Origin of the sequence: Streptomyces sp. NBC_01451 (assembly GCF_036227485.1) — a bacterium.
Classification (GTDB): domain Bacteria; phylum Actinomycetota; class Actinomycetes; order Streptomycetales; family Streptomycetaceae; genus Streptomyces.
The window spans coordinates 2,933,017-2,953,197 of sequence record NZ_CP109479.1 but is presented as its reverse complement, the minus strand read 5'-3'; the positions used below and the strand labels follow the sequence as shown (position 1 = coordinate 2,953,197).

The following is a 20,181-nucleotide window of genomic DNA, read 5'->3' as shown; positions in this document are numbered from 1 at the left end:
GGATGTCACCTGGTACGTACGCGTCACGCGCGTCCTTACTGAAGACAACCGCTGGAGACGCCGGTGAGTTCCCCAGATCCGCAGGTTCGCGCAGCGCGAAACCACTCAACCAACCCGGCCCTACGCGGGCCGGTCGTCGCGGTCACCGGTGCCGCGACGGGCATCGGAGCGCTGCTCACCGAGCGGCTCGCCGCGTCCGAGGAGATCAAGCAGGTCGTCGCCATCGACGAGCGCCGCGGCGAGTGCGCGGCGGCGCAGTGGCACATCCTCGATGTGCGTGATCCGGCCATCGCGGAGAAACTGCGGGGCGCCGATGTCGTGGTCCATCTGGCCCTCGACCTGGACCTGGAGACGGACGGGGCGGCCCGTACGGCGTACAACGTGCGCGGGACGCAGACCGTGCTGACGGCAGCCGCGGCGGCCGGGGTGCACCGGGTCGTGCTGTGCACCTCCGCGATGGTCTACGGGGCGCTGCCGGACAACGAACTGCCGCTGGCGGAGGACGCCGAACTGCGGGCGACGGCCGAGGCGACCGGGGTCGGGGACCTGCTGGAGATCGAGCGGCTCGCCCGGCGCGCACCGCGAGCACACCCCGGGCTCAATGTGACCGTTGTCCGGCCCGCGGTGCTGGTCGGCGGCACCGACACCGCCCTGACCAGGTACTTCGAGTCGCCAAGGCTGCTTGTCGTGGCCGGGTCGCGGCCCGCCTGGCAGTTCTGTCACGTCGAGGATCTGTGCAGCGCCCTGGAGTACGCGGTGCTGGAGAAGGTCGACGGCGAACTTGCCGTCGGGTGCGACGGGTGGCTGGAGCAGGAGCAGGTCGAGGAGATCAGCGGGATCCGGCGCATGGAGCTGCCGTCCGCTGTCGCGCTGGGCGCGGCCGCCCGGCTGCACCGGATCGGGCTCACGCCCTCACCGGCCGGGGATCTGGCGTACACGATGTATCCCTGGGTGGTGAGCGGGAGTCGGCTGCATGATGCCGGGTGGCGGCCCCAGTGGAGCAACGAGGAGGTTCTCGCGGAGTTGCTCGAAGAGGTCGCGGGGCGCCATACGCTGGCCGGGCGGCGGCTTGGGCGGAAGGACGCGACTGCGGCGGGGGCCGCGGGGGCGACGGTGGCGTTGCTGGGTACGGCCGCGTTGGTGCGGCGGGCTCGGAAGGCTCGGCGCCGGATCTGAGGGTGGGGGCGGGCGTGGGGTTTTCGCCCCCGCCGCCCTTACCCGTCCCATCCCGTTTCTGGGGGCAGTGCCCCCAGACTCCCCTTCGCGCTGAACGCGCTCGTCCTCGAACGCCGGACGGGCTGGACGGTGCCGGGCGGGCTGGATGGTGCCGGCCGGGAAGTGGGGCTGGGGTGGCACCATGGGGGTATGGCATCCCTCAGTGATCATCCCGGTGAGCAGGCAGCCCTGGAGCCCATCAAGCTCGTTGCCGTTCGGGAGGCGCCGCTCTCCCTGGACGAGGTTTTCCGGGCTGTGGGGGACGACTCCGCCGGGGGGACCGCCCTGTTCGTGGGGACCGTGCGGAATCACGACGGTGGTGCCGATGTCGAGGCGCTCGGCTATTCCTGTCACCCAAGTGCCGAGGCCGAGATGCGGCGTGTCGCCGAGAAGGTCGTCGCCGAGTTCCCGGTGCGGGCGCTCGCCGCTGTGCACCGGGTCGGGGACCTGGCAGTGGGGGACCTCGCTGTCGTGGTCGCCGTGTCCTGTCCGCACCGGGGGGAGGCCTTCGAGGCCTGCCGGAAGCTGATCGACGACCTCAAGCACGAGGTGCCCATCTGGAAGCACCAGACGTTCTCCGACGGGACCGAGGAGTGGGTCGGCGCGTAGCGTCGCCGTTGAGGGGTGGTGGTCGGGCGGCGGGAGGGCGGCTCGGCGCCTGCTGAGCCGGGCGAGTGACCCCGTGGGTGAGGCGTCTCCGGTTGCGTAACCGCCCCCCGGGCGTGAGCGTTGACACGGCGGAGGTTAATCTGCTGATCAGTCAGTTGCGGTCGCTCTTTGGGGTTGGGAGGTCGGCATGGCGGCACTCGCCTGGTTGCTGATTCCGCTTGTGGCTGCGATCGGCGCCGGTCTGTGGGGCAGTTGGGCCAACCGGACGCGCAGGACGCGCGGTGACGGTCCCGAGCTCGACGGCTACGTGCGGTTCCGCGAGGCCATGGAGAAGTCCCGTACCTGAGCCTCCGTACGGGCGGCCCTGACGGTGCGCCGACAGGACCGTCCCGTACTGTCGTGCCATGCCACGCCGCACCGCGACGCTGCTCGCCTCCACCCTGATGCTGATCGTGCTCCTGTGCGCCGGAGTGTTCATCAACGTGCCGTATTCGGAGCTTTCGCCGGGGCCGACCGTGAACACTCTCGGGGACCACGGCGGCGAGCCGGTGCTGCAGATCTCCGGGCGCAAGACCTACGCGACCAGCGGGCACCTGAACATGACCACCGTTCGGGTCACCAGCGCCGACTACAAGATGAACCTTGTGGAGGCCGTGTTCGGGTGGCTCACGCACGACAGCAAGATCGTGCCGCACGACACGCTCTACCCGGACGGCAAGACCGAGGAAGAGTCGACCCAGGAGAACGCCGAGGAGTTCAGCCAGTCCCAGGAGAGCGCCAAGGTCGCGGCTCTGGAGGCACTCGACGTGCCGGTGCAGTCCTGGGTGATCGTCTCCACTGTCCTGAAGGGGTCCCCGGCCGAGGGCGCGCTGCACGCCGGTGACGTCATCAAGGCTGTCGACGGTGCGACGGTCAAGGAGCCCGACGACGTCGCCAAGCTGGTGACCAAGCACAAGGCCGGCGAGAAGGTCGTCTTCACGATCGTGCCCGCCGCGGAGCAGGCAGCCGCCGAGAAGGCGAAGCGGGCGGCCACCAGGACACAGGACGTCACCATCACGACCACGAGGTCCGCCGATGGCAACGCCGAGCGCGCCATCGTCGGGATCTCCGCCGGGACCGACCACACCTTCCCCTTCACCATCGACATCAAGCTCGCCGATGTCGGGGGGCCGAGCGCGGGGCTCATGTTCGCCCTCGGTATCTACGACAAGCTGACGCCCGGAAGCCTCACGGGCGGCAAGTTCGTGGCCGGCACCGGCACCATCGACGACGACGGCAAGGTCGGTCCCATCGGTGGGATCGAGATGAAGACCGTCGGCGCCCGGGACAAGGGCGCCCAGTACTTCCTGACGCCGGCCGAGAACTGCGAGGCCGCCGCGAAGGACACCCCCAAGGGGCTCACGCTCGTCAAGGTGGGCACCATCGGTGAGGCGTTGAACGCCCTCAAGGACATCCGCTCCGGCGACACCGGTGAACTGCCGAAGTGCAGCACCAAGTAGCGGGGAACACGGCTGAGCGGTCCGTCGGACCGCTCACCCGCACCTTGTTCCCCCGTTAGTCCGCGAACGTCGCCGACAGCGCTTCCGCCAGGCCCGGTACCAGGCCCGAGCCCGTCAGCACCTCTGTGGCCGCGTCCTTCTCGCGCAGGCGCACCGCCGAGTCCCGTGTGCCGTCGCGCAGGACCGCGACCGTCATCCGGACCTCCTGGCGGTCCGGGTGCGCGGCGACCCAGGCCGCCAGCTTCTTCTCGCTCAGTCCTGACGGAACCGACGCCTCCGCGGACGGCGGGAGCATCAGGCGCTCGACGGTGAGGGCGCAGCCGACCACAGCGTCCGGCCAGGCGATGGTGGCGAGGAACTCGTCCAGCGGCTTGCCCGCCGGGATCTCGTCCTGCTCGATCGGGGTGAGACCGGTGGTGGTCGCCTGCTCGTCCGCCAGGCCGAGCTGGGCTGCGAGAGCGGGTTCCTGGACCCGCAGGCGGGCGGTGTCGACGAGAGCGAAGAGGCGGGCCGGCTGGTCCCAGCCGAGGCCGGAGGCGTACTCGTCGATCTCGAGTACGGCCCGGGTGAGCGGGTTCGCCGCCATGGGAGTGTTGGACATGGTCACAATCCTGCCTCGTTCATGGCCCGAAGCGGGAACCGAGTAAAGCGTGAGTAAGTTGCATAGGTGAGGCCCCTGCGATCACGGGCCCTGACGGATGGTCCGCGATCATGGGGCCTGACGGACCGACAGCGACTTGTGAGGTGCCAACCTTGGCTTTCCAGATGCCGGACCGCGGCGGAGGCCCGCAGGGGCCACGGATCAGAGTGGGCCGCCCGTCCCGGCGCGTCCGGACCCTGCTCATGACAATGGGTGTCCTTGCCGTTCTCGGCATGGCGTTCATCATGTTCGCGGGCTTCTGGACGGACTGGCTCTGGTACCGCTCGGTCAACTACTCATCGGTCTTCACGACCACTCTGTGGACCAAGATCGGTCTCTTCTTCGTCTTCGGTCTGCTGATGGCGACCGCGGTGGGGGTGAACATCTGGCTGGCGCACCGGCTGCGCCCGCCACTGAGCGCCATGTCGATGGAGCAGCAGAGCCTCGACCGGTACCGCATGGGCATCGCCCCGTACAAGAAGTGGCTGCTGCTCGGTATCACGGCCCTGGTCGGCCTCATCGCGGGCGCGTCGGCGTCCGGGCAGTGGCGGACCTGGCTGATGTGGGTCAACGGAGTGTCCTTCGGACAGAAGGACCCCCAGTTCGGTCTTGACGTGTCCTTCTACGCCTTCGACCTGCCCTGGTACCGCTTCCTGATGGGCTTCGGCTTCGCAGCCGCGATCCTCTCCCTGATCGCCGCCGCCCTCACCCACTATCTGTACGGCGGACTGCGCATCACCAGCCCGGGCGCGCGCGCGACGGCCGCGGCGACCGGCCATCTGTCCGTGCTGCTGGGCATCTTCGTCGCCCTCAAGGCGGTCGCGTACTGGCTCGACCGGTACGGCCTCGCGGTGAAGTCGAGCGACTTCAAGGCGACCGGCAACTGGACGGGTCTGCGGTACGTCGACGCCAACGCCTACCTGCCGGCCAAGACGATCCTGTTCTGCATCGCCATCATCTGCTCGCTGCTGTTCTTCGCGACCCTGTGGCGGCGCACCTGGCAGCTGCCCGTCATCGGCTTCGGACTGATGGTCCTCTCGGCCATCCTCATCGGCGGGCTGTACCCGGCGATCGTGCAGAAGTTCCAGGTCCAGCCGAACGAGCAGGCGAAGGAAGCCCCGTACGTCGAGAAGAACCTGAAGGCGACGCGCGAGGCGTACGGCATCGACGGCGCCAAGGTCAGCGAGTACGCCGGGCGCAGTGACACCGAGGACAAGACCAAGCTGCGCGACGACGTCGACGCCACGGCGAGCATCCGCATCGTGGACCCGAACATCGTGTCGCCGACGTTCCAGCAGCTCCAGCAGATCAGGAACTACTACGCGTTCCCGACCAACCTGGACGTCGACCGGTACAGCAAGGACGGCAAGGACCAGGACACGGTCATCGGTCTGCGCGAGCTGAACCTCAACGGCATTCCGAAGAACAACTGGATCAACGACCACTTCCGCTACACGCACGGGTTCGGCGTGGTCGCGGCCAAGGGCACCACGGGGGACGCCCAGGGACGCCCGGTCTTCACCGAGTCCGACCTGCCGTCCACGGGTGACCTCGGGACGTACCAGCAGCGGATCTACTACGGCGAGAAGACCAGCCAGTACTCGATCGTCGGCGGCCCGCAGAAGGAGATCGACTACTCCGACGACAACGGTGAGAAGACCACCAGCTACCGGGGGAAGAGCGGTGTCAGCCTCTCCAACCCGATAAACCGTGCCGCGTACGCCGTCGCGTTCGGTGAGCCGCAGATCCTCTACTCCGGTGCCATCGGCGAGGGCTCGCGGGTTCTGTACAACCGCACGCCCAAGGAGCGCGTGGAGGCGGTGGCGCCCTGGCTGACCATCGACGGTGACGCCTACCCGGCCGTCATCGACGGTGAGATCCAGTGGATCGTCGACGCCTACACGACGACGAACGGCTATCCGTACGCCTCTCGCACCACCCTGGGCGACACGACGGCCGACTCGCTCACCGCCGGCAACAACCAGCGTGCGGTGGTGGCCCAGCAGAACCAGGTCAACTACATCCGCAACTCGGTGAAGGCGACCGTCGACGCGTACACCGGCGAGGTCAAGCTCTACCAGTGGGACACCAAGGACCCCGTCCTGAAGACCTGGATGAAGGCCTTCCCGGACACGGTCGAGCCGAAGAGCGACATCTCGGCCTCTCTGATGGCCCATCTCCGGTACCCGCAGGACCTGTTCAAGGTCCAGCGCGAGCTGCTGACCCGCTACCACGTGGCGGACGCGGAGACGTTCCTCAGCGGCTCCGAGGTGTGGCAGGTGCCGGACGACCCGAGCAACAAGTCGGGCGACGCGGTGCCGCCGTACTACCTGAGCATGAAGATGCCGGACCAGCAGGCACAGGCGTTCTCCCTGACGACGACGTTCACGCCGAACGGCCGGGACAACCTGAGTGCCTTCATGTCCGTCAACGCCGAGGCGGGGACGAGCGATTACGGCAAGATCAGAATCCTGAAACTGCCGACGAGCGGAACCGTCAGCGGACCCAAACAGGTCCAGAGCCAGTTCAACTCCGAACAGGACATCGCCGAGACCATCAGGCTGCTGAGAGGCGGGGACTCGGAGATCGAGTACGGCAACCTGCTCACCGTGCCGCTCGACGGCGGACTGCTGTACGTGGAACCCGTCTACGTACGAGGCAGCGGACTCAAGTACCCGCTGTTGCGGAAGGTGTTGGTGACCTACGACGGCCAGACCGCCTTCGAGGACACACTCGACGCCGCGCTCGACAAGGTCTTCGGGGCGGAGGGCACGACCACCGAGCCGCCTGACGACGGCGGTGGTACGACAACGCCGCCGCCGACGTCCGACAACCCGACGGTCCAACAGGCCCTCGACGATGCCCAGAAGGCCTTCGACGACGGCCAGGCCGCTCTCAAGAAGGGCGACTGGGAGGCGTACGGCAAGGCGCAGGCGGATCTTGAGGCCGCGCTCAAGCGGGCCGAGGACGCACAGGCCGCGGCCGACAAGAAGACCGGCAGCGGTTCCTCCGCCGGTGCGAGCCCCAGCCCCAGCGGTAGTCCGAGCAGCAGTCCAAGTAGCAGTCCCAGCAGTACTTCCACCAGTAGTTAGCGCTGGTCGGAGGCCTGCTGAGGCTGCGGCTCCCGCTCCTCCCGCGCCGTGGTACGGTTGCAACACAACGGCGCGGGGTGGAGCAGCTCGGTAGCTCGCTGGGCTCATAACCCAGAGGTCGCAGGTTCAAATCCTGTCCCCGCTACTGATCGCGAAGGCCCGGATCCTCCAAGGATCCGGGCCTTCGCGTTGTGCGAACGCATGTGCCGACCTGGTGAAGGTCGCGCCTTCCCGGGGCAGTTGAGGGTAATTGTGTTTCACTTGTCTCTCTGTGGGCATGTCGACAAAACGCTGTAGAGACCTCACTGGCTGCGGTATACCAGGTGTACCCAGGTTGCAGGTGGTGCGACGATGGACGTTATGGGGGACAAGGCAACTCTGTTGGAGACAGGGCGATTTGTGCAGCCTTCCGACCGGGACGAAACCGGCGAGGCGGTAGAAGAGGCACGCAGGCGGCTCGCGGCCGAGGCCGGTGACGTCGAGGCGATGAGTGTCCTCGGAGCCATGCTGCTGCGCCGCGGTGATCTCGACGGAGCCGAGCCTCAGCTGCGTGCCGCCACCGCCGCAGGCGACCGCGCCGCGGCGAACAACCTCGGCGTCCTCCTCCACCAGCGCGGGTACGCCGACGACGCCGCCGGCTGGTGGCGGATCGCCGCCGTCGCCGGCTCCGCCCCCGCCGCGCACGCACTCGGCCGCCACCACCGCGAGCGCGGCGACGAGCCGGCCGCCGAGTACTGGCTGCGTCAGTCCGCAGAGCAGGGGCACGTGCTGGGCGCGTACGCCCTCGCCGATCTGCTGGAGCACCGCGGGGACACGGCCACGGAGCAGTGGATGCGGGTCGCCGCCGAGCGGGGACACCGGGAGGCCGCGTACCGGCTCGCCCGCGCGCTCGACCGCAAGGCCGCGGAGCACGCGGAGAGCGCGGGCGCCGAGGACCGTGCGGGTGACGCTGGTGGCGGGGAGGTCGAGCAGTGGTACCGGCAGGCCGCCGCCCGGGGGCATCAGCGGGCCGCCCTGCATCTCGGGGCGATTCTGGAGCGGCGCGGTGAGCTCAAGGAGGCCGGGCGCTGGTATCTGACGTCCGCCAAGGACGGTGAGGCGCGGGCAGCGTGTGCGCTCGGGTTCCTGCTGCGCGACGCGGGGGACGCCGAGAGTGCCGCCGTGTGGTGGCTGCGCGCTGCCCAGGACGGGGACGGCAACGCGGCCAACGCGCTGGGCGCGCTGCACGCCGAGCGCGGTGAGACCCAGACCGCCGAGCGCTGGTACCGGGCGGCCATGGACGCCGGGGACGTGAACGGCGCGTACAACCTCGGTCTGCTCTGCGCCGAGCAGTCGCGTACCGCGCAGGCCGAGCAGTGGTACCGGCGGGCCGCGTACGCCGGGCACCGCGAGGCCGCGAACGCGCTCGCCATTCTGCTGTTGCAGGGCGGGGACGCGTCCGGGGCCGAGCCGTGGTTCTCCAAGGCCGCCGAGGCGGGCAGTGTCGACGCCGCCTTCAACCTCGGGATTCTGTATGCCGGGCGCGGCGAGGACGTGGCCGCGCTGCGGTGGTACGAGCGTGCCGCCGGCGCCGGTCACACCGAGGCGGCGCTTCAGGTCGGGATCGCCCGGCTGCGGGAGGGCGACGAGCGGGAGGCCGAGCGGTATCTGCGGTGCGCGGCGGGCGGGGGCAGCCCCGAGGCCGCGTATCGGCTGGCCTCGGTGCTCGACGCGCGGCGTCCGCAGGCGCCCGCGCATGAGCTCGGTGAGATCGCGCACGAGAAGACGGAGTGCGAGGAGTGGTACGAGCGGGCGGCTTCCCAGGGGCATCGGCGGGCGCAGGTGCGGGTGGGGATGCTGGCGTCGGCTCGTGGGGACGTGGTGGAGGCGGCTCGGTGGTACCGGGCCGCGGCCGAGGCGGGGTCTCGTAACGGGGCGTTCAATCTGGGGCTGTTGCTGGCCCGCGAGGGGAGTGAGCCCGAGGCCGCGGTGTGGTGGGCCAGGGCGGCCGAGGCGGGGCACGGGCGGGCCGCGTTGCGGCTGGCGCTGGTGTATGCGCGGCGGGGGGAACTGGCGGAGGGGCAGCGGTGGGCCGATCTGGCGGTGTCCTTGGGGCCGGGGGAGGTCGCCGAGCGGGCGGCTCGGTTGCGGGACGCGTTGCGGGAGGAGCTTTCCGCCTGACGGTGCGGTGGGTGGGGGTGGGCATTGGCTTTTCGCCCCCGCCCCCGCCGCCGCTACCCGTCCCGTCCTGTTGCTGGGGGCTGCCGCCCCAGACCCCCGCTTCGGCCCTGAAGGGGCCTTGTCCTCAAGCGCCGGACGGGCTGGAATGACCCGGCCTGGCTGCTGGTGGTCCAGTGATTTGCCTTCGCAGGTGGGGCTGACGTAACGTTGTGTTTACCGACGCGGGGTGGAGCAGCTCGGTAGCTCGCTGGGCTCATAACCCAGAGGTCGCAGGTTCAAATCCTGTCCCCGCTACTTGAGGCCGAGGGCCGGAGTCCGATACAGGACTCCGGCCCTCGGTGCGTTCTTCGTTCAGGCGGGCGCGTGCTGTCGCACCGGGGCCCAGCAGCGGATTATGTCGCGGACCGAGACGATGCCCGTGGGCTCGCCGCCGTCGAGGACGATGAGATGGCGGAAGCCGCCGTGGGCCATCGCCTGTGCGGCCTCCTCCAGGGTCCAGAAGGGTGTGGCGAAGACGACGTCGTTGGTGGTGTGGGCGTGGGCGCGTTCCATGTCGGGGCTCTGGCCGAGGCCGACGGAGTTGAGGATGTCGCGTTCGGTGAGGATGCCGATGGCGCCGGCGTCGGGGTCGAGGACCACCGCCGCGCCGATACGCCGGGCGGCCATCAGCGCGGCTGCCTGGCGGAGTGTGTGATCGGGACCGATGGTGAGGACCACGGTGCTCATGGCGTCACGTACGAGCATGGGGTGGAGCCACCTCCTAGAGAGTTCCCGCCCCTGTTCACCGCCTTGTTCGGCGTTTCACAAGTTCACAAGTGGGGGGAGCTTCAGAGTGGCAGTTAAAGAGACGGTCAACAAGAGGGCGTGTGCGGCTGTTACAGGGCGTGCGGGGAACAGGGCCGGGATCTAGTAGCGCTGGTTCAGGTACCCCAGCATCTCGTCGTGCAGGTGGCCGTTCGACGCCGCCGCGTCGCCGCTGTGCGGGCCCGGGCGGCCGTCGAGGCCGGTGAACGTGCCGCCGGCCTCCGTGACGATGATCGCGTTGGCCGCCATGTCCCACAGGGACAGCTCCGGCTCCGCGCAGATGTCGATCGAGCCCTCGGCGACCATCATGTACGGCCAGAAGTCGCCGTACGCGCGCGTGCGCCACACCTCGCGGGTCAGGTCGAGGAAGCCGCCCAGCACGCCGCGGTCCTCCCAGCCGGTGAGCGACGAGTACGCGAACGACGCGTCCGTCATCTTCGAGACGTTCGAGACGCGCAGCCGGGACGACGAGGAGAGGCTGCGGCCGGTGAACGCGCCGTGGCCCTTCGCCGCCCACCAGCGGCGGCCCAGAGCGGGAGCGGAGACCAGGCCGACCACCGGCTGGAAGCCGCCCTCGCCCGCCTCCATCAGGGAGATCAGCGTCGCCCAGACGGGCACCCCGCGGACGTAGTTCTTGGTGCCGTCGATCGGGTCGATCACCCAGCGGCGCGGGCCGGTGCCCTCGGTGCCGTACTCCTCGCCGATGATCGCGTCGCGCGGACGGGCCCGCTGCAACTGGCCGCGCATCAGTTCCTCGGCCGATTTGTCCGCCTCGCTGACCGGAGTCATGTCCGGCTTGGTCTCGACCTTGAGGTCGAGTGCCTTGAACCGGGCCATCGTCGTGGCGTCGGCAGCGTCCGCGAGGACGTGGGCAAGGCGCAGGTCATCGAGATAGTCGGGCATAGGCGAACCGTATCTTTCGCGGCTGCCGCCGGGCTACAGGGGGCGGCGGGTGCGATGCCCCACGGTTGTCCGGCTCCTCCGACGCCGCCGGCTCCGGACGGGGCGCGAATGTCGATACGCGCTCCCCGGTGCTGTCGCGAACCCTTGACAGTGACTCCGTGCGCGTCAAACCTGGGGCCCAGAGCCGCTCGCCCCTGGGAGGCGGATGATGCCTGCAGCGCGGGAATCCTTGCTGGATGCCGCTTACACGGCGCTCGCGCGGCGTCCGTGGTCCGCGGTCCGAATGGTCGACGTCGCGGCGCTGGCCGGAGTGTCCCGGCAGACGCTGTACAACGAGTTCGGCAGCAAGGAGGGGCTCGCCAGGGCCCTGGTGCGCAGAGAGGCCGACGCCTACCTCGCGGGCGTCGAGCGGGCGCTGACCGGGCCCGCCGACCCCGGTGCCGGTGCGCGGGACCGGCTCACCGCCACCGCCGAGTGGACCGCGTCGATCGCCCGCGACAACGTCCTCGTACGGGCCCTGCTGACCGGCTGCTGGAGCGAGCGGCTGCCCGCGCCGACGCTGTCCGCCGTGCCGTCCTCCGCCGCGGTGCCCGCGCAGCGGCGGGCCGACGGGCCGCTGCCCTCGCCCGGCGACTTCGTGGCCCTCGTCCGGGACCGTGCCGTGACCGTGCTGTCCGGCACCGGCGCCGCCAAGTCGGACGTGGCCGAGATGTCCCGGACCTGCGAACTGGCCGTCCGGCTCGCCCTGTCCTGTGTCGCCGCGCCCCCGGGGGAGGGCGGCATCGCCGACCTCGTAGGGAGTGTGTTGCGGCCCTCGAAGGCCGCTGTGTGGAACTGAGTGCGCGGAGCCGTCCCGGCGGGGACGGCTAGTGCGACGAGCCCGACAGCTGGAGGCCGATCACGCCGATGATCACCAGGCTGATCGAGACGATCTTCAGGACGGACACCAGGTCGTCGAGGAAGATCATCCCGTAGATCGCGGTGCCCGCCGCGCCGATGCCGGTCCACACCGCGTACGCCGGGCCCACGTCGAGCTTCTTCAGGGAGAGGGTCAGCAGACCGAAGCTGCCGAGGGCGAAGATGCAGAACGCGACCGTCGGCCACAGACGGGTGAAGCCGTGGGAGAGCTTCAGACAGACGGCGAAGCCGGTTTCCAGGAGTCCCGCCACAACGACCAGCAGCCACGCCATGTCTTGTCCTCCCGTGTACCGCGTCGACTGCTTCGTCTGCTGTGCCGGATGCGCCTGTTACGTCGTGCTCGGATCCGGCTCGGTGCGATTATGCACTTACCGGCCGCCGCCCCGGCCAAACAACGCGGAGGTCAGTCGCCTTCCGTCCGCTCCCTCGTCGACAGCAGCCTGCGCAGGGAGTAGAGCCGCGCCGGATCGGCGTGCCCCTTCTCCACCCACTCGTCCAGCGCGCAGTCCGGCTCGTCGTGACTGCACGCGCGCGGGCAGCCCTCCGTGCCCGGTTCCAGGTCGGGGAAGGCGTGGATCACGAGGGACGGGTCGACATGGTGCAGCCCGAACGAACGTACGCCCGGGGTGTCGACCACCCAGCCCGCGTCGCCCGGGAGGGGGAGGGCCAGCGCGGAGGTGGTGGTGTGGCGGCCCCGGCCCGTCACCGCGTTGACGATTCCCGTCGAGCGCCGTCGGTCGGTCGACACCAGGGCGTTGACCAGGGTCGTCTTTCCGACGCCCGAGTGGCCGACGAACGCCGTGATCTTGCCGTCCAGTTGCTCGCGTACACGGGCCACGGCGGCCCCGCTCTCCAGCTCCTGGCGGCTCGTGACGACGTACGGGATGTCCAGGGCGCCGTACAGCTCCAGGAGCTCGTCGGGCGGGGCCAGGTCCGACTTGGTCAGGACCAGGAGCGGGGTCAGGCCGCCGGCGTACGCCGCCACCAGGCAGCGGTCGATCAGTCGCGGGCGGGGCTCGGGGTCCGCCAGGGCCGTCACGATGGCCAGTTGGTCGGCGTTGGCCACGACCACCCGCTCGTAGGGGTCGTCGTCGTCCGCCGTGCGGCGCAGCAGCGAGGTACGCGCCCCGATGCGGACGATGCGGGCCAGAGTGTCCTTCTTGCCGGAGAGGTCGCCGATGACGGACACGTGGTCGCCGACCACCGCGGCCTTGCGGCCCAGTTCACGGGCCTTCATCGCCATGACGATCCGGTCGTCGACCAGGACGGTCAGCCGGCCCCGGTCGACGGTGAGGACCATGCCGTCGGCCGCGTCCTCGTGCTTCGGACGGATGTTCGTACGGGGTCGGTTGCCCTTGGGGTTCGGGCGGGAGCGGATGTCGTCCTCGTCGGTGTTCTTGCCGTAGCGCCGCATGATCCAGGTCCGCCCGTCAGTTCCCGAGCATTCCGGTCCACAGTTCGGGGAAGTCCGGGAGGGTCTTCGCCGTCGTCGCCACGTTCTCGATCCGTACGCCCTTCACCGCCAGGCCGATGATCGCGCCGGCCGTCGCCATGCGGTGGTCCTCGTACGTGTGGAAGATGCCGCCGTGCAGCGGGCGCGGGCGGATGTGCAGGCCGTCGGCCGTCTCGGTCACGTCACCGCCGAGTTCGTTGATCTCCTTGGTCAGGGCCGCCAGGCGGTCCGTCTCGTGGAGGCGCAGATGGGCCACCCCGGTGAGGGTGGAGGGGGAGTCCGCGAGGGCCGCGACCGCCGCGATGCCCGGGGTCAGCTCGCCGACCTCGCTCAAATCCACGTCGATGCCGTGGATCGCCCCGGAGCCCGTGAACTCCAGCCCGTAGTCGGTGAGTTCGCAGGAGCCGCCCATCGCCGTGAAGATCTCGCGGAGCCGGTCGCCGGGCTGGGTGGTGCGGGCCGGCCAGTCGGGGATCGTCACCTTGCCGCCGGTCACCAGGGCCGCCGCCAGGAACGGCTGGGCGTTGGAGAGGTCCGGCTCGACGGTCAGGTCACGGCCGAGCAGCGCGCCCGGCGTGACCCGCCAGACGTCCGGCTCGCCGCCCGACTCCGGGGTGTCCACCTGGGCGCCGACCGCGCGCAGCATGTCGACGGTCATCCGGATGTGGGGGAGGGAGGGCAGGGTCGCACCCGTGTGACGGACCTCCACGCCCTGGTTGAAGCGCGGGGCGGAGAGCAGCAGGGCGCTCACGAACTGCGACGACGAGGACGCGTCGATCGACACCGGGCCGCCGTCCAGGGCGCCGCTGCCGTGCACCGTCAGGGGGAGCGCGCCGCGGCCGTCGTCGTCGATGCGGGCGCCGAGGGCGCGCAGGCCGTCGATCACGCCGTGGAGCGGACGCTCGTACGAACGCGGGTCGCCGTCGAAGCGGATGGGGCCGTCGGCGAGGGCGGCGACCGGCGGCAGGAAGCGCATCACCGTGCCGGCGTTGCCGACGTCGACCGTGGCGGGGCCGTGCAGACCGGACGGGATCACGCGCCAGGCCTCGCCGGAGCCGGAACCGTCGGGGGCCCCCGCGACGGACGAACTCGACGACACCGTCTCCTCGATACCCACGCCCATCGTCCGCAGGGCGCCGGCCATCAGCAGGGTGTCCCGGGAGCGGAGGGGGCGGCGCAGCCAGCCGGGCTCCGAGGCGAGGGCCGCGAGGACGAGGGCGCGGTTGGTGACGGACTTGGACCCGGGCACGTGGACCGTCGAGTGGACGGCTCCGCTCGCGTGCGGGGCGGGCCAGAGGGCGGGGTCTGCGGGGTTCGGGGCCATAGGTTTACTTTAGTGGGCGGCCGTTATTCGGGTGCTGCGCCGTTGTGGCTGGTCGCTGCCCACTCTCGGCTTCGCTCAAGCGGGGGGACCCCCATCGCGGCGGAACAGCGAACAGATACGGCCCCGCGCCCCTGAACACCGCCCCTGCGGGGTGTGTTCACACCTCCAGCAGCCAGCGCCCCCCGCCGATCAGCGAGCACAGGCTCACCGCGTGGAACAGGAACAGCCACAGCCCCGCCGGTACATGCGTCAGCCGGGACAGCTGGTCCGCGTCCGAGTCGCCCGCTCCGCCCCTGCGGCGCTTGGCCTGGAGCTCGAAGGCCGGGCGGACTCCGCCCAGCAGCAGGAACCACACCACCGCGTAGGCGAACGCCGCCTGGATCTGGGGGCCGGTGAGCCAGGACACCGCCACGAAGGTGCCGCCGGAGACGAACACCGTGAGGGCGCCGTACGCGTTGCGGATCATCACCAGCATCGCCACCAGCAGCACCGTCGCCAGCCACAGGAGGGCCGTGATGTGGCCGGCGGCGAGGAGCGCGGCGCCGCCGAGGCCGAGCAGTGGGGGAGCGGTGTAGCCGAAGGCGGCCGTCAGGATCATGCCCAGGCCGTGCGGCTTGCCCCGGCTGACCGTGAGGCCGCTGGTGTCGGAGTGCAGGCGGATGCCGGTGAGGGTGCGGCCGGTCAGCAGCGCGACCAGACCGTGGCCGCCCTCGTGCGCGATGGTGATCGCGTTGCGGGAGAGGCGCCACAGCGGATGCGGGACGATCACGGCGAGTGCGGCCACCATGGTCGCGAACACCACCCACAGGTCGGGGTCGGGCTGGCTGCCGAATATCTCGTCCCAGAGGCCGGCCAGCGAGGTGGATGCGGTGCTGTCCATTGTCTGCGGAGGCTCCCTAGCGTCGCTTCGAATCTGGCAGTGTGGCACGTATGTGCGGTAGGTATGCAGCGAGTCGTGCGCCCGAGGATCTCGCAGGAATCTTTGAGGTCGAGATGGGGGTCCCCCCAGGGCGAGGGGATTCGAGCCACTGGGGGAGGGAGCCCGAGGAGACATTCGCCCCTGACTACAACGTGGCCCCGACCAAAGAGGTCTACGCGGTCCTCGACCGTCCTCTCAAGGACGCCGACGATCCGGATCCGGTTCGGCAGCTGCGGAAGCTGAAATGGGGGCTCGTCCCGTCCTGGGCCAAAACCCCCGAGGGCGGTGCCCGGATGATCAACGCGCGCGCGGAGACTGTCCACGAGAAGCCCTCGTTCCGGCGTGCCTTCACCACCCGGCGCTGCATCCTGCCCGCCGATGGCTACTACGAGTGGGTCACCGCGGCCGGCGAGCGGGAACTGGAGGTCGAGGGGAAGAAGAAGCGGCCACGGAAGCAGCCGTACTTCGTGACGCCCGCCGACGGGTCGGTCTTCGCGATGGCGGGCCTGTACGAGTTCTGGCGGGACCGGACCCTGCCCGACGACCACGCCCTGGCCTGGTGGGTGACCTGCTCGGTCATCACCACCGAGGCCGAGACCACCCCGCTCGCGGCGGCTCCCGCCGAGGGCCCGCGCGCCCTGGCCGACATCCACCCCCGGATGCCCCTGATGCTCACCCCCGACCACTGGGACGCCTGGCTCGACCCGGCCCGCACCGACGTGGACGACCTGCGCGGACTGCTCGCGCCGCCGCCGGGCGGGCTGCTGCGCGCGTTCCCCGTCTCCACGGCCGTGAGCAACGTCCGCAACAACGGACCGGAGCTGCTGACCGAGCTGGAGGGGCCCGAGGAGGGCACACTCTTCTGACGTGAGCACCAAGAAACCCACCGAGACCACCGAGGCCACTGAGACGACGGAGGTCGCTGAGGCCACCGGGGTCGTCGAGACTGTCGAGACCGACGCGGGCACCGCCCGCATCACCTGGCGTCCGGCCGCGCGGGCCCGGTTCGTCCTCGCCGTCAGCCATGGCGCCGGCGGGGGCATCGAGGCGCGGGACCTCCAGGCGCTCGCCGGGGAGCTGCCCGCGCACGGCGTCACCGTGGCGCTCGTCGAGCAGCCCTGGCGGGTGGCCGGGAAGAAGGTGGCGCCCGCGCCGGGGACGCTGGACGTGGGGTGGCGGGGCAGCTGGCCCGCGCTCGCGAGGCCCGGGCTGCCGGTGATCGCGGGCGGGCGGAGCGCCGGGGCCCGCGTGGCCTGTCGTACGGCCGGGGAACTGGGCGCCGTGGCCGTGCTCGCGCTCTCCTTCCCGCTGCACCCGCCGGGCCGGCCCGAGAAGTCGCGGGCCGCCGAACTGCTCGGGGCCGGGGTGCCCACCCTGGTCGTCCAGGGCGGCAACGATCCGTTCGGGAAACCGGCCGAGTTCCCGCCGGGGGAGCACGAGCTGGTGGAGGTCCCGTACGGCGATCATGGTTTCGTCGTGCCGAAACGGGCACCCATTGGGCAGGAGGAGGCGCTTGCGGTGATCACCGGGCGGGTCGTGGAGTGGACCGCGTCACTCGGGTGAGGGCCGGGAATGCCGGGCGGCGGACCGATGTTGTGCGGATCAGACACCACGAGCGTGTGGTGACCGTCCGTACGAGAGGAAGTCCGCCGCATGGGTTCGACCATCTGCCCGAATCGTCGCAGCAGCGCTGACCTGGACTGGACGGTGCTGCACGCGACGAAGACCGCCCCTATTCGGGCGGCGGGCGGACACGATGTTCGTCTATCCTCCGATTCGAGTGGGATCGGTTTCGGTCCTACCACGGCACTGGAGGAGGTGGGTCCGGTCACTGGGACCGACGCAGGGACCGAACACGGCCAGGCGGAGCAGCCCGAGGGTCCGGGCAGGAGTGAGTCGACCGCGGAGCGCAGTGCGCGCTTCGAACGGGACGCGCTCGAATTCCTCGACCAGATGTACTCCGCCGCGCTGCGCATGACACGCAACCCGGCAGACGCCGAGGACCTGGTGCAGGAGACGTACGCCAAGGCGTACGCGTCCTTCCACCAGTTCCGTGAGGGCACCAACCTCAAGGCGTGGCTGTACCGGATTCTCACGAACACGTTCATCAACTCGTACCGCAAGAAGCAGCGCGAGCCCCAGCGCAGCGCCGCCGAGGAGATCGAGGACTGGCAGCTCGCGCGTGCCGAGTCGCACATGTCCACCGGTCTGCGCTCGGCCGAGTCGCAGGCGCTCGACCACCTGCCCGACTCCGACGTCAAGGAAGCGCTTCAGGCCATCCCGGAGGAATTCCGGATCGCGGTCTATCTCGCGGACGTAGAGGGCTTTGCGTACAAGGAGATCGCGGACATCATGGGGACACCCATCGGTACGGTGATGTCCCGGCTGCACCGCGGTCGCCGTCAGCTGCGCGGCATGCTGGAGGACTACGCCCGTGACCGTGGCCTGGTCCCGGCCGGTGCCGGAGAGTCGAACGAAGCGAAAGGCTCGGGCTCATGAGCTGCGGAGAGCCGCACGAGACGGACTGCAGTGAAGTACTCGATCATCTCTACGAGTTCCTCGACCGGGAGATGCCGGACTCGGACTGCACCAAGTTCGAGGTCCACTTCGAGGAGTGCTCTCCGTGCCTGGAGAAGTACGGGCTCGAACAGGCGGTGAAGAAGCTCGTCAAGCGCTGCTGCGGTCAGGACGACGTGCCGACCGACCTGCGCGCCAAGGTCATGGGACGGCTGGACATGATCCGCTCCGGGCAGGCCGTGCCCGACCACGACGTGGCTGCCGAGAGCTGACACCGCCGGACGTCGTCGGCCCCGCTGCTGTCGCGCGGGGCCGATCGTCGTTCTTCTTCCCTTTCGTGCCTGGGACCTCAGACGTCCAGGCCGTTCTCGATCCTCTTCAGGCTGTGCCGCGCCAGCGCCAGGTTGCTGCGCGACCGGTCGAGCGCGATGTACAGGAAGAGCGCGCCCTTGCTGCTGGCCAGCGGCCGGATCAGGTGGTACTGCTTGCCCAGCGTGATGAGGATGTCCTCGATGGTGTCGTCCATGTCCAGCGAGGCCAGCGTGCGCATCTTCGCCCGTACGACCTCGGTGTTGCCCGCCGCCGCGAGCTCCAGGTCCAGACCGGGGCCGCCGCCGAGCGTGCCGAGCGACATGCCGCTGTCGTAGTCGACGAGCGCCACGCCGAGCGCTCCGTCCACGGTCATGGCTTCCTTGAGCGCTGTCTCGATGTTCATTCTGCTGCCCCAATTCCTCAGTGATGCTGACCGGTCGCAGTCCGTGCAACTACGATCGAACTCGGACGACCCGTGGGTCGCAAATCATCAACTTTGGTGTGCGTTACGAAAGTTGTCGTTCAAAGTACTGTGCAGCGGTCGTACGCGAAGGGGGAATGGCGAAATGTCGACGGCAGTTGAGGCTTCGCTGGCCCGGTTCCTCGACTCCCCCGGCGTCACCGGTGTCGCCCTCGTCGACGCTGTCACCGGCCTCACCTACGGAGCGGCGGGGGACATCGCCGAGGCCGGGGACGGCTCGGAGAGCTGCGAGTTCGCCGCCCTCGTCGCCGAACGGCTGGGCCGGGCGGGCGCCGAGGGCGAGCTGGAGAGCGTCGTCACGACCAGCGTGCGACGCCATCAGGTCCTGGTCACGGTGGGCCGCCCGGCCGGCGATCCGCTGCTGCTGACGGCCGGACTCGACCGGGAGCGGGCCAACCTCGCACTCGCGGCACGCAGCATGGGCGACCTGGCGGGCGAGGTGCTGGCATGACAGGCCCGGCCGGTGTGGGCGGACCCACTCGTACGAGCGGCACGAGAGCGCGGGTGGATGCATGAGCGCGTCCGCCGCACGCAATCTGCCCGCGCTGCTGCAGGGGCTGCGCGAAGAGGGGTTCAACGGCACGGTACGGGTCGCGGGCAGCCCGGGCGGCACGCTCCACCTGCGCGACGGCCTGGTGGGCGCGATCGAGACCCCGGGGGCGCCGACCGCGACCTCGGCCCTGCTCGCCTCGGGCCGGATCGGCGACGAGGACTGGCTCGCCGCGTGCGCCGCACAGCGCGACGCGGACCTGCTCGGTGAACGCCTGGTCGCCGACGGACTGGTGGGCGCCGCCGAACTCGAAGTCATCTGCACGGCCGCCGTGTTCGACGCGGCCTTCGCCCTGTCGCTGGGCGCGCCGGGCAGCTGGGAGCTGAGCGACCCGGAACCGTCACTCGTCGTCCGGCCGGGCCTGGAGCCACGGAAGCTGACCGACGAGACCACGCGGCGCATCTCCCTGCTCATCCGCCTGTGGGGACCCCCGGGCGAGCTGGCCCGCGTGCGCCCCGTACCGGGCGTGGGGGTTGTGGAGGGGCCGCTGTCCAGTCGGCACGAGGACGTTCTGAACCAGGTCAACGGGCGCCGTACGGCCCGTGACATCGCCTTCGCGCTGGGGCGCGGGCTGTACGCCGTGATGCTGGACCTGATCCGCATGCGGACGCTCGGGTTCCTCCGGTGGGAGACCCCGACCGTCCCCGGCGGCCGGCCCAGCACGGCGCCACGTGTCACCCCTGGCCGTACGCCGGCCGCCGGCCCGCCGCCGTCGAGAACCGAGCCGCTGCCGAGGCGTATGCCCCGTGGCGGAGAGAAAGGGGGGAAGTGAGTGCGGACGATGG

Annotated in this window: 21 protein-coding genes and 2 tRNA genes; 15 read left to right on the top strand and 8 right to left on the bottom strand. The window is 70.2% G+C overall.

What is annotated here, in order from left to right:
• The first annotated feature begins 63 nt into the window (after positions 1-63).
• The 4 genes from OG595_RS12510 (at position 64) to OG595_RS12495 (ending at position 3,323) form a co-directional block, all read left to right on the top strand.
• The gene (locus OG595_RS12510) at positions 64-1,176 is read left to right on the top strand and encodes an SDR family oxidoreductase (RefSeq protein WP_329271167.1); all 1,113 of its coding nucleotides are present in this window, start codon (positions 64-66) and stop codon (positions 1,174-1,176) included.
• A 189-nt stretch (positions 1,177-1,365) separates the two neighbouring features.
• On the top strand, positions 1,366-1,824 hold the full coding sequence (locus tag OG595_RS12505) for a molybdenum cofactor biosynthesis protein MoaE (protein ID WP_329271165.1): 459 nt from the start codon (positions 1,366-1,368) through the stop codon (positions 1,822-1,824).
• Between the two features lie 187 nt (positions 1,825-2,011).
• The gene (locus OG595_RS12500) at positions 2,012-2,170 is read left to right on the top strand and encodes a hypothetical protein (protein ID WP_189147013.1); all 159 of its coding nucleotides are present in this window, start codon (positions 2,012-2,014) and stop codon (positions 2,168-2,170) included.
• A 58-nt stretch (positions 2,171-2,228) separates the two neighbouring features.
• Complete coding sequence (locus OG595_RS12495) at positions 2,229-3,323, top strand: YlbL family protein (protein WP_329271160.1); 1,095 nt, start codon at positions 2,229-2,231, stop codon at positions 3,321-3,323.
• Positions 3,324-3,378: 55 nt separating this feature from the next.
• Here OG595_RS12495 and OG595_RS12490 read toward each other — a convergent pair whose 3' ends face one another.
• Positions 3,379-3,924, bottom strand: a complete 546-nt coding sequence (locus tag OG595_RS12490; protein WP_329271158.1) for a PPA1309 family protein — start codon at positions 3,922-3,924, stop codon at positions 3,379-3,381.
• Positions 3,925-4,088: 164 nt separating this feature from the next.
• Here OG595_RS12490 and OG595_RS12485 point away from each other — a divergent pair, with 164 nt between their 5' ends.
• The 4 genes from OG595_RS12485 (at position 4,089) to OG595_RS12470 (ending at position 9,509) form a co-directional block, all read left to right on the top strand.
• Positions 4,089-7,055: a UPF0182 family membrane protein gene (locus OG595_RS12485; protein WP_329282830.1), complete on the top strand. Its 2,967-nt coding sequence runs from the start codon at positions 4,089-4,091 to the stop codon at positions 7,053-7,055.
• A gap of 71 nt (positions 7,056-7,126) precedes the next feature.
• Positions 7,127-7,200: transfer RNA gene (locus tag OG595_RS12480), tRNA-Met, on the top strand.
• A gap of 206 nt (positions 7,201-7,406) precedes the next feature.
• Positions 7,407-9,215, top strand: coding sequence for a tetratricopeptide repeat protein (locus OG595_RS12475; RefSeq protein ID WP_329271156.1), 1,809 nt, complete (start codon positions 7,407-7,409; stop codon positions 9,213-9,215).
• A 220-nt stretch (positions 9,216-9,435) separates the two neighbouring features.
• Positions 9,436-9,509 (top strand) — tRNA-Met (locus OG595_RS12470).
• A gap of 57 nt (positions 9,510-9,566) precedes the next feature.
• On the opposite strand, the gene OG595_RS12465 is transcribed toward OG595_RS12470, so the two are convergent.
• The gene (locus OG595_RS12465; RefSeq protein ID WP_329271153.1) at positions 9,567-9,959 is read right to left on the bottom strand and encodes a CBS domain-containing protein; all 393 of its coding nucleotides are present in this window, start codon (positions 9,957-9,959) and stop codon (positions 9,567-9,569) included.
• 162 nt (positions 9,960-10,121) lie between these two features.
• A complete protein-coding gene (gene hisN / locus OG595_RS12460; RefSeq protein ID WP_329271150.1) occupies positions 10,122-10,922 on the bottom strand; it encodes a histidinol-phosphatase in 801 nt (266 codons plus the stop codon).
• Between the two features lie 208 nt (positions 10,923-11,130).
• Between hisN and OG595_RS12455 the strand changes: the two genes are divergently transcribed.
• Positions 11,131-11,760 carry a TetR/AcrR family transcriptional regulator gene (locus tag OG595_RS12455; protein ID WP_329271147.1) on the top strand — a complete coding sequence of 210 codons (630 nt, stop codon included), beginning with the start codon at positions 11,131-11,133 and terminating at the stop codon, positions 11,758-11,760.
• Positions 11,761-11,788: 28 nt separating this feature from the next.
• Here OG595_RS12455 and OG595_RS12450 read toward each other — a convergent pair whose 3' ends face one another.
• The 4 genes from OG595_RS12450 to OG595_RS12435 form a co-directional block, all read right to left on the bottom strand.
• Positions 11,789-12,112, bottom strand: coding sequence for a DMT family transporter (locus tag OG595_RS12450; RefSeq protein WP_329271143.1), 324 nt, complete (start codon positions 12,110-12,112; stop codon positions 11,789-11,791).
• 131 nt (positions 12,113-12,243) lie between these two features.
• Entirely contained in the window at positions 12,244-13,254 is a 1,011-nt protein-coding gene (gene rsgA / locus OG595_RS12445) for a ribosome small subunit-dependent GTPase A (RefSeq protein ID WP_329271141.1), read from the bottom strand.
• A gap of 16 nt (positions 13,255-13,270) precedes the next feature.
• Complete coding sequence (aroA, locus tag OG595_RS12440) at positions 13,271-14,617, bottom strand: 3-phosphoshikimate 1-carboxyvinyltransferase (RefSeq protein WP_329271138.1); 1,347 nt, start codon at positions 14,615-14,617, stop codon at positions 13,271-13,273.
• A gap of 157 nt (positions 14,618-14,774) precedes the next feature.
• Complete coding sequence (locus tag OG595_RS12435; protein ID WP_329271137.1) at positions 14,775-15,497, bottom strand: M50 family metallopeptidase; 723 nt, start codon at positions 15,495-15,497, stop codon at positions 14,775-14,777.
• Positions 15,498-15,547: 50 nt separating this feature from the next.
• Here OG595_RS12435 and OG595_RS12430 point away from each other — a divergent pair, with 50 nt between their 5' ends.
• From OG595_RS12430 to rsrA, 4 genes are all read left to right on the top strand, one after another.
• Positions 15,548-16,402: an SOS response-associated peptidase gene (locus OG595_RS12430; protein WP_329271135.1), complete on the top strand. Its 855-nt coding sequence runs from the start codon at positions 15,548-15,550 to the stop codon at positions 16,400-16,402.
• A 109-nt stretch (positions 16,403-16,511) separates the two neighbouring features.
• A complete protein-coding gene (locus tag OG595_RS12425; RefSeq protein ID WP_443073334.1) occupies positions 16,512-17,099 on the top strand; it encodes an alpha/beta hydrolase family protein in 588 nt (195 codons plus the stop codon).
• A gap of 255 nt (positions 17,100-17,354) precedes the next feature.
• The gene (sigR, locus tag OG595_RS12420; RefSeq protein ID WP_055524911.1) at positions 17,355-18,035 is read left to right on the top strand and encodes an RNA polymerase sigma factor SigR; all 681 of its coding nucleotides are present in this window, start codon (positions 17,355-17,357) and stop codon (positions 18,033-18,035) included.
• Positions 18,032-18,325, top strand: coding sequence for a mycothiol system anti-sigma-R factor (gene rsrA, locus OG595_RS12415; protein WP_327697582.1), 294 nt, complete (start codon positions 18,032-18,034; stop codon positions 18,323-18,325). The genes sigR and rsrA overlap by 4 nt, the downstream gene beginning before the upstream one ends.
• A gap of 77 nt (positions 18,326-18,402) precedes the next feature.
• On the opposite strand, the gene OG595_RS12410 is transcribed toward rsrA, so the two are convergent.
• Positions 18,403-18,768 (bottom strand): hypothetical protein, encoded by a 366-nt coding sequence (locus OG595_RS12410; RefSeq protein WP_329271126.1) that lies wholly within the window; start codon positions 18,766-18,768, stop codon positions 18,403-18,405.
• Positions 18,769-18,931: 163 nt separating this feature from the next.
• Here OG595_RS12410 and OG595_RS12405 point away from each other — a divergent pair, with 163 nt between their 5' ends.
• Both OG595_RS12405 and OG595_RS12400 read left to right on the top strand, forming a co-directional pair.
• Complete coding sequence (locus OG595_RS12405; protein WP_329271125.1) at positions 18,932-19,297, top strand: hypothetical protein; 366 nt, start codon at positions 18,932-18,934, stop codon at positions 19,295-19,297.
• A gap of 61 nt (positions 19,298-19,358) precedes the next feature.
• Complete coding sequence (locus OG595_RS12400) at positions 19,359-20,168, top strand: hypothetical protein (protein WP_329271123.1); 810 nt, start codon at positions 19,359-19,361, stop codon at positions 20,166-20,168.
• Positions 20,169-20,181: the final 13 nt, after the last annotated feature.

What these genes read in the sequence shown, in the direction of transcription:
- OG595_RS12505 (WP_329271165.1), top strand. Translation starts at nt 1,366, where the DNA reads ATGGCATCCCTCAGTGATCATCCCGGTGAGCAGGCAGCCCTGGAGCCC.
- OG595_RS12500 (WP_189147013.1), top strand. Translation starts at nt 2,012, where the DNA reads ATGGCGGCACTCGCCTGGTTGCTGATTCCGCTTGTGGCTGCGATCGGC.
- OG595_RS12495 (WP_329271160.1), top strand. Translation starts at nt 2,229, where the DNA reads ATGCCACGCCGCACCGCGACGCTGCTCGCCTCCACCCTGATGCTGATC.
- OG595_RS12490 (WP_329271158.1), bottom strand. Translation starts at nt 3,924, where the DNA reads ATGTCCAACACTCCCATGGCGGCGAACCCGCTCACCCGGGCCGTACTC.
- OG595_RS12485 (WP_329282830.1), top strand. Translation starts at nt 4,089, where the DNA reads ATGCCGGACCGCGGCGGAGGCCCGCAGGGGCCACGGATCAGAGTGGGC.
- OG595_RS12475 (WP_329271156.1), top strand. Translation starts at nt 7,407, where the DNA reads ATGGACGTTATGGGGGACAAGGCAACTCTGTTGGAGACAGGGCGATTT.
- OG595_RS12465 (WP_329271153.1), bottom strand. Translation starts at nt 9,959, where the DNA reads ATGCTCGTACGTGACGCCATGAGCACCGTGGTCCTCACCATCGGTCCC.
- hisN (WP_329271150.1), bottom strand. Translation starts at nt 10,922, where the DNA reads ATGCCCGACTATCTCGATGACCTGCGCCTTGCCCACGTCCTCGCGGAC.
- OG595_RS12455 (WP_329271147.1), top strand. Translation starts at nt 11,131, where the DNA reads ATGCCTGCAGCGCGGGAATCCTTGCTGGATGCCGCTTACACGGCGCTC.
- OG595_RS12450 (WP_329271143.1), bottom strand. Translation starts at nt 12,112, where the DNA reads ATGGCGTGGCTGCTGGTCGTTGTGGCGGGACTCCTGGAAACCGGCTTC.
- rsgA (WP_329271141.1), bottom strand. Translation starts at nt 13,254, where the DNA reads ATGCGGCGCTACGGCAAGAACACCGACGAGGACGACATCCGCTCCCGC.
- aroA (WP_329271138.1), bottom strand. Translation starts at nt 14,617, where the DNA reads ATGGCCCCGAACCCCGCAGACCCCGCCCTCTGGCCCGCCCCGCACGCG.
- OG595_RS12435 (WP_329271137.1), bottom strand. Translation starts at nt 15,497, where the DNA reads ATGGACAGCACCGCATCCACCTCGCTGGCCGGCCTCTGGGACGAGATA.
- OG595_RS12430 (WP_329271135.1), top strand. Translation starts at nt 15,548, where the DNA reads ATGTGCGGTAGGTATGCAGCGAGTCGTGCGCCCGAGGATCTCGCAGGA.
- rsrA (WP_327697582.1), top strand. Translation starts at nt 18,032, where the DNA reads ATGAGCTGCGGAGAGCCGCACGAGACGGACTGCAGTGAAGTACTCGAT.
- OG595_RS12410 (WP_329271126.1), bottom strand. Translation starts at nt 18,768, where the DNA reads ATGAACATCGAGACAGCGCTCAAGGAAGCCATGACCGTGGACGGAGCG.
- OG595_RS12405 (WP_329271125.1), top strand. Translation starts at nt 18,932, where the DNA reads ATGTCGACGGCAGTTGAGGCTTCGCTGGCCCGGTTCCTCGACTCCCCC.
- OG595_RS12400 (WP_329271123.1), top strand. Translation starts at nt 19,359, where the DNA reads ATGAGCGCGTCCGCCGCACGCAATCTGCCCGCGCTGCTGCAGGGGCTG.